This is a genomic window from Photobacterium sp. MCCC 1A19761 (assembly GCF_037389125.1).
Lineage (GTDB): Bacteria > Pseudomonadota > Gammaproteobacteria > Enterobacterales > Vibrionaceae > Photobacterium.
This window is the reverse complement of the sequence record NZ_JAZGTF010000020.1, coordinates 1-6740: the sequence shown is the minus strand read 5'-3', so window position 1 is coordinate 6740 and position 6740 is coordinate 1. Positions and strand designations below refer to the sequence as shown.

Sequence of the window (6740 nt, the reverse complement as noted above, 5' to 3'; positions counted from 1 at the left end):
GTTGTACTCTTTCCAGTTATCTGTTCGGTAAGTGCTTTTTCCCATGAGGGTGGCCTGTCAGTAAACGTCACAAGATCAGATCACTGACTGCAAGAAAAGTTCACGCCGATTTGGTCAACAAAGCCCTTCAACAATCTGCGTCAGGTAATCGACTTCATTTCGATACTTTCGGACATTGCGCGAAAGTGTACCTTTCGGCACATCAAAACGTTTTTCAGCTTCGTAGCTGGACAAGCCATCAAATACAACGGCCGCAACAGCAATACGTTGATTCTCTGATTTGAAAATCCGCTGTGCAATGATCTGATACTGATTCCGGGTCATGGTCATACTCACTAAAGCTTGCGTTGTCCCGTTTCAAGTGCCGGGAGCCAATAACGAACAATGCGTCGACTATAGCACCCGAACCCTAACCGTAGCTTAATCAAGTAGTCTTAATCCGGTTGGCAAAGCATCGCCGAAGACGCGTTTGGTCTCATCTTCAGTCAGCACTTTGACCTCAGAAACCATTTGGATCCAGCTCTCAGGTGCTTTACTCGCTTTCAGTTTATCAATCACAGCTTGGCGATTCGCGTCGTCGAGATCCAGTGTCCGATCCCCGGTCATGCGGGACATCATGACGGCAGCAAAAGCGATGTAGGGCTCCTTGCGCCAGTCCCAGTTCATCAGCTCCGGCAGACAGTAAGCCACATGCTGCGGGGTAAGCAGGTTGTGAGCGCTGCCGTAAAACGGACTGCGGCTGGCAATTCGCCCGATCGCCCACCAGTGAGCCTGCGCATGCTGCGGCTTCTGGAGTCGGCCAAACAACCACTCAATCAGCTGCAGTTTTTTCTCAAACGGCAGGTGTTCCAGCGACGCTGCCAGGCGGACCATGTCTTCGTAGCTGCGCTCTTGCATTTCGGCTTTCAGCTTACTGTTGCGTGTGGCACTTGGGTTGATGTACTTGGCGATGTCTTTCAAGATCACCAGTTGCTGCTCCTGGCTGAGCCCGCCTGCCACCCGGCGCCAGAAAACCCACCAGTCACTCCAGGTTTGGGTATTGGTATTAAACTGGATTCCCTGCTGGTATAAGTGCCAGATTTGTTCCATTCGCCAGTCATCCGAGGGATAACCGAACCCCGGGCGCATGGCAAAACCGGTCAGCTTGAGCCAGTTTCGCTCATGCAAATCGGAGCGGCGGCGACGTTTCTTGCTGTCGAGCAGGGTACCGGCCAGCTCCCGCAGGCAAGGGGTGTCCCAGCTATCGCGTTTCCCCAGCATCTTTTCCAGCCGGTTGCGCAGGGTTTTAATGGCCTGGTTGCTCGCTGTTTTGGTACTGCCACCGTAAACCTGCTTGATGGCTTCAAGCGCTTCATCAATACGTGCCGGGAGCACAGACTCGGCCAGTGTGCTGTCTTCCCCGCGATTTAACCGGGCAATATCTTTACGGATGGCAAACTCCACTTTCCAGCGTTTGTGCTCGTCACTGAGGCTGACACATTCGATTTGCAGAGTACCGACTTCGGTCAGCTGGCAGGCCAGAGTGACTTCTTCCCGGTCTTTCTGATTGGCCGCCAGCGCTGCGCGATCCCGCTCGCTGTCCAGGGTTGCAATAAACGGCGGTAAGGTGACAAAGCTCTCGCTATCAATGTCGAACAGCTCGCCGGCCTGGGTATGGCTGTCATCGGTGGACGAGACCAGATTAAAGCGCACCGGCTCTCCCAGCGTCAGGGCAAATTTGCGATTGGCCAAACGCACTTCCGTTCCTTCATCCATCCCTTTCGGAAGCAGGCAAATCCCTTGTTTGCCTTTCTTTTTATCGTCGAGTGCCAGGAAGAAGGAGCGGGCGGAGCCACCACCAATTTTTAACTGAGCCCCATGGCGCGCTTTCGCGTAGGCTACCGCGCCATAGGCTACCGCCAGATCCGGATGCGGGTTTTGTAGTTCAGTGACGCTGTCACCACGCCAGAGTGAGAAGTTGCTAAGCACGCGCTCGGTCAGCAACGGACTGTTAAACACCCCGCCGTTCAGCAAGACGGCGGCCGGAATCGCCGGCAGGTTTTCATCCACATCGTTGCCATGGCCGAGAAGCGCTTCACGACAGACGGCATCATGTAAACCGATAAATTGGGCCAGGTGTTTGCTGATAGCCGGATCGGCCGCGTAGGGTAGGCCAAACTCGACCACAGCGGCCTGGCGCTGGCTCGGCTGATCCTGAAATTCGGTTTGCGGGAAGAATCCGTTCAGGGCAATGTCATGCACTTCTTCCCGGCTCAGTTCGACACTTCTGGCACCACCGATTAAGCGTGATCCGCTGCCGAGTAGGGTGATCTTGGCAGATTCCGGCGCATTACCGGACAACAACTGCTCTTTGACCTTGCGGGTCTGCTGGATCAGTTTTGACAGTCCGGCCGCAGTGAGTTTTTTCTGATTGCCGTGTAGTAACTGCTCAGCCCGATGGGCGAGGGCCAGATCCAGGTTGTCGCCACCGAGCATCAGGTGATCGCCGACGCCAATCCGATCCAGGCTCAGTTGATCGTCTTGGGTACTGACTTTGATCAGACTGAGATCCGTGGTGCCGCCACCCACATCGCACACCATCAGTAACGGAATATTGTGCAGCAGTTGCGGGGCCTCGGCTTTGTTGTTGGCATACCAGTCGTAGCAAACGGCCTGTGGCTCTTCCAGCAATAAAATGTCAGGCAATCCGGCCAGGGCCGCAGCTTCCAGCGTCAGGGCGCGTGCGGCTTCATCGAATGAAGCCGGGACCGTGATCACGACTTCCTGGTCAGCCAGTTTGGCATCGGGGTGGTGATAGTCCCACGCCTGGCGGACGTGATTGAGATAGCTGGCACTGGCCACGACTGGTGAAACTTTGGCGACATCGCTGGCTGCGGACCACGGCAGGATCGCTTCACTGCGATCAACGCCGGTATGCGAGAGCCAGCTCTTGGCGCTGACGACCTGGCGTCCTTCAACTTTGGCGCCCAGCTCGCGGGCAAACTCGCCGATAATGGCGACCGGGATATCCCCGGCGATCGGCTGGGGATCCCAGGGCAGGACCAGTTCGGACGGATTGATCTCACCTTCGGCAGGGTGATAACGGAATGAAGGCAATAACGGCTTGCGGGCAACTTCGCCCGGCGCAATCAGCTGGTCAATGTCGAAAATCTGAACCGGGCTGGACTCCAGATCATCGGTGATTGCGGCATAAGCCACCACAGTATGTGTTGTACCTAAATCGATACCAACAAGATAACGCGGGGAAGGCATGGATGACTCCGTGATAAAAAATTACGGCGCATCCAGGATGCGCCGTAAGAGGAATGTAACCGTAATTATTTTTCGCGAACGTCGAATTCGACTTGCCACTTCTGACCGCCGTCGGTCGGAATGGCTTCCAGGCACAGGGTGCCCAGCTCAGTGACGCGCGATGCCAGACGGACCGGGACGACCTCACCGGCAGAGCGGCCTTCCGACACCGGTAGCGTGACCTGTATGGCCGGTAACTCTTCGAGCTCTTCCGGTTGCCACCAATCGAGGTGGGTCCCGGCCGGATCATCACGGCGAACGGTTGAGCCGAAGAACTTGAACTGAACCGGCTGACCAATCACCAGCCCGAATTCTCGGCTTGGCACTTCGGCGTGCGTCCCTTCTTCCATGCCGAACGGCGCGACACACAGGGCTTCGAGCGGTGGCTCCATCCCCGGGATCGCCGGCATGGCGCTTTCGATACCCACATAGTAGCTGCTGGCAATACCGCCGCGGATCCGAACGCCTTTGCCCTGACGCACGGAGCCATAATAGGAAGCACCGCTGGCAACGGCCAGATCCAGATCCAGGCCTTCCAGCAGTTTGGCAGCGTCGCTGCCGCCGGTGGCCAGCCAGCTGTTGATAATCGACAGCAGGCGATCAGACAGGAGCTGAGACTTAAGCACACCGCCGTTGAACAGCACAGCGGTCGGGCGGATAAAGCCTTCATGCAGCTGGTCGTATTTCTCAAACAGCTCATCGACCGCCGCAGATTGGCGGCTCAGGAAGCCGGCCACGTGGCGGGTGATGGCGGCATCCTGTGCATACGGCAGACCCATTTGGGTCAGGGCGCCGCGCTGCATTTCGACCGGATGCTCTTCAATGGCGTTCCGCGGGAAGAAACCTTCCACCAGGGTTTGCTGCACTTCTTCCTGAGTCAGTTCGGTTTGAAGCGTACCACCCAGCAGTTTAGAGCCCCGGCTCGGCACGACAATCGGCATCGCCTGAAGCGTGGCATCGCTCAGCAGTGCTTCTTTGGCGTCCCGGCAGGCGTGCGTGATGGCCTGGATCTGCCATGGCTGCAGTTGTTTGCCTTCCTGGGCCAGCTTCGCCTTCAGGCGATAGGCCAGCGCCAGATCCATGTTGTCACCACCAAGCAGGATGTGATCGCCGACGGCAACGCGGTTCAGTACCAGGTTGCCTTCTTCTTCGGTTACCGCAACCAGCGACAGGTCCGTGGTGCCGCCACCGATATCGACGACCAGAATCACATCGCCGACCGAGACCTGATCACGCCAGCTCTCTTCATTGTTTTTCAGCCAGCTGTAAACTGCGGCTTGTGGCTCTTCCAGCAGCGTCATGTGCTTGAAGCCGACATTGCGCGCCGCTTCTGCGGTCAGGTCGCGGGCTGCCGGGTCAAAAGAGGCTGGGACCGTGATGGTCACATCCTGATCAAATAGCGGAGTGTCCGGATGCTGGTGGTTCCAGGCCGCAGCCAGGTGGGCCAGATACTGTTGGGTTGCTTCCAGCGGCGAGGCTTTGGTCACTTCTTCCGGACTGTTGAGTGGTAGGAAGGCATCCCGGCGATTGACGCCGCCATGGCACAACCAGCTCTTGGCACTGGCAATCAGGCGGATTGGGGTTTTGCTGCCCAGCGTTCGGGCCATCGCACCAACAATCGCGTTTGGTTGCGCACTCCAGGGTAGGGCAGTGTCACCTTCGGCCAGCTCAGACTCATGGGCCTGATACATAAATGAGGGTAACTGGGATTTTTCTTCTACATTTCCCGGCGTCGTCAGCTGGGCAATCGGCATGACATTGACCGACGCCGCTTCTTCTTGCAGGTCGACATACGACAGGACACAGTGAGTGGTCCCTAAGTCGATGCCAACACTATAGCGATGTGCTTGTGTCTCTTGCATTACAGTTCTACCTCAGCGGCGGCAACAATACGTGCATCATGACCGTCTGCCAGTTTCGGCAGTTTCACTTCTGTCACTTTCCAGCCGCGGTGGATCAGGGTGCCGGTAAACGGCGCTTCGCCTACCACATTGCCGGTCAGGCGCACTTCAGATGCATTGAAGCCTGCCGGTAGGGTGATGCGGGTTTCTTCGTCTTCAGCGCGAACCGGTGAAAAGCTGAAATAGTCTTTCAGGACTTTCTGGCCGCCTTCGTGGATCACACGGGCTGCTGCACCGATTTCCGCATCTGAAAAGCCTTTCAGATCTTCTTGCATGAAATCGATGAAGCGTGCTTCCTGTTGCAACAGGGAAAGCAGTTGAAGCGCAGCGTCCGGGGTCGCGGTTTTTAGTTTTGGTTCAACTTCAACAATCTTTTCGACAACTTTTTCAACTTCAACGATTTTCTCGACAGGTTTTTCAACCTCAACGATTTTTTCTACTTCGACTTCTTTTTCGACAATTTTCTCAACTTCTACCGGTTTCCCTTTTTTGGCGATATACATTACCAGCAGGACCAAGACTAAGCCGCCGAGCCAGGCGTGCCCCATATCGATGGTTGTCGGCATTGCCGATAAATCCACAGTCATTTTAGAAAAATCAAAAGCCATATCCGTCTTCTCGTTACAGTGAAAATCGATTCACTATGAATAATTTGGGTCGAATACTACCATACTCAACCTGCATTACATCTAAGCCAGGCATGTTTTTGTTGCAATTTAAGGTGAGAAATGCTGCCTTAGATTAATTTGCAACCAATCAAAGGTTTGACACTTCTCTGTCATTCTAGACCAGTCCGTATGCTATTGATTGTGTGCCCGCGCTTTTCTTTCAATTGCCGTCGTCGATGTGACGGCTTCCTTGTGATGATTTTCTGCGTGTGAATGCGGCTTAAGGGTAGTCCAGCACCGATTTGATTTCCGTCAGATTGTCATCAATCCACTGCTTGTTGATTGCGCCCCAGTCACTGATGCGATAGTGGCCGATGCGATTGCGCTCGCCCTGGGTCTGAACAAAGGTGCAAGTGATATCCAGGTCGGCCAGACTTTTGATGGTATCTTGCGCGGTGCGCCGCGGCATGCCGGTGTATTCCAGGATCCCGGGCACGGTGTCGATACCGTGTTCGATTAAGTGGGCAATATAAAGGCGGCGATAAAAACTGGTTTTGGTTTTACTGATACTCATAGCCTTCGACTTCAATCCTTTGTAGGTGGCTGATTTCATGGCTGAGAGTACCATTAAAGCCGGGTTGGTGATACCGGCGAACGATTGTGATCTGCGCTGGTTGGTTGCCGGATTTTCTTCAGTCACTGCCTGCGGCGAGAACGCGCAGTTCAATCCCCCCTTTCTGGGTATCAAGCCAGTTTGCGCTAACAATTTGTCAAAAGCTGACTACAGTTATCGTATCTCAATGACTCGGATTGGACCGATGGCAGACAACACCCGACGTCGCGCTGAGCTCAGAGCTTTCCTGTTTATTACCGTGATCCTGTTTCCCATTCTGGCAGTCGCGGTCGTGGGGGGATACGGCTTTCTGGTGTGGTTTCTCCA

Annotated in this window: 6 protein-coding genes; 1 reads left to right on the top strand and 5 read right to left on the bottom strand. The window is 55.1% G+C overall.

All coding sequences use genetic code 11. The features are described from left to right. Positions 1-114 precede the first annotated feature (114 nt). The 5 genes from VV869_RS17280 to VV869_RS17260 all read right to left on the bottom strand — a co-directional run bounded on the left by VV869_RS17280 (position 115) and on the right by VV869_RS17260 (position 6374). Entirely contained in the window at positions 115-324 is a 210-nt protein-coding gene (locus VV869_RS17280; RefSeq protein ID WP_337736167.1) for a hypothetical protein, read from the bottom strand. Between the two features lie 96 nt (positions 325-420). Next, on the bottom strand, positions 421-3252 hold the full coding sequence (locus tag VV869_RS17275) for an Hsp70 family protein (RefSeq protein ID WP_337736166.1): 2832 nt from the start codon (positions 3250-3252) through the stop codon (positions 421-423). Positions 3253-3317: 65 nt separating this feature from the next. Then, complete coding sequence (locus VV869_RS17270) at positions 3318-5153, bottom strand: Hsp70 family protein (protein ID WP_337736165.1); 1836 nt, start codon at positions 5151-5153, stop codon at positions 3318-3320. Further along, positions 5153-5800, bottom strand: coding sequence for a DUF2760 domain-containing protein (locus VV869_RS17265; RefSeq protein WP_443147333.1), 648 nt, complete (start codon positions 5798-5800; stop codon positions 5153-5155). The genes VV869_RS17270 and VV869_RS17265 overlap by 1 nt, the downstream gene beginning before the upstream one ends. 280 nt (positions 5801-6080) lie before the next feature. After that, entirely contained in the window at positions 6081-6374 is a 294-nt protein-coding gene (locus VV869_RS17260; RefSeq protein WP_261600087.1) for a winged helix-turn-helix domain-containing protein, read from the bottom strand. A 244-nt stretch (positions 6375-6618) separates the two neighbouring features. Here VV869_RS17260 and VV869_RS17255 point away from each other — a divergent pair. Continuing rightward, positions 6619-6740 (top strand): periplasmic nitrate reductase, NapE protein (locus VV869_RS17255; protein WP_443147334.1); only part of this gene is annotated, 122 nt, incomplete at its 3' end.